Source organism: Pseudomonas sp. AC463, assembly GCF_979253585.1.
Genome location: NZ_CEEDDZ010000079.1, coordinates 1 through 542, shown reverse-complemented (window position 1 = coordinate 542; position 542 = coordinate 1). Strand labels below are relative to the sequence as shown.

Genomic DNA, 542 nt, shown 5'->3' with positions numbered 1-542 from the left:
CTTCGGCGGTGCCGCCGCACATGATCGACAACGCGCCCTTCTCGGCACCCGCCTGCCCGCCCGACACCGGCGCGTCGACGATCAGCAGCCGCGTCTCCGCCGCCAGTCGGCGGGCGATATCGGCGGAGACCGTCGTGTGGTCCACGAACAGCGCGCCGTCGCGCATCGCCGCGAACGCCCCGTCCCGCCCCAGCGTCACCGCGTGCAGATCGTCGTCATTACCGACGCACGTGAATACCGCATCGGCACCCTTGGCGGCGGCGGCGGGCGTGTCGGCGACCTCCAGCCCGGTCGCCTCCGCCTTCTGGCGCGTGCGGTTGAAGACCACCACGTCATGTCCGGCCTTCGCCAGATGCCCTGCCATAGGCGCGCCCATGACGCCCGTGCCGATGAATGCCAGTCTTGCCATGCGTCCGCGCATAAGCGGTGTTCCCCCACCGCGCCAGACGGTCTAACGCCCGCCAATGGCAACGCAGATCAACCCGCCGCAGCCCGTACTGCCCGTGTCCATCGACGACGTCCGTGTCGCGCACGACCGCATC

1 protein-coding gene is annotated in these 542 nt (G+C 70.3%); it reads right to left on the bottom strand.

Annotated features, from left to right (window positions below; translation table 11 throughout):
• Positions 1-409 (bottom strand): NAD(P)-dependent oxidoreductase (locus AC0IYH_RS29170; RefSeq protein WP_471837494.1); only part of this gene is annotated, 409 nt, incomplete at its 3' end.
• Between the last annotated feature and the right edge of the window lie 133 nt (positions 410-542).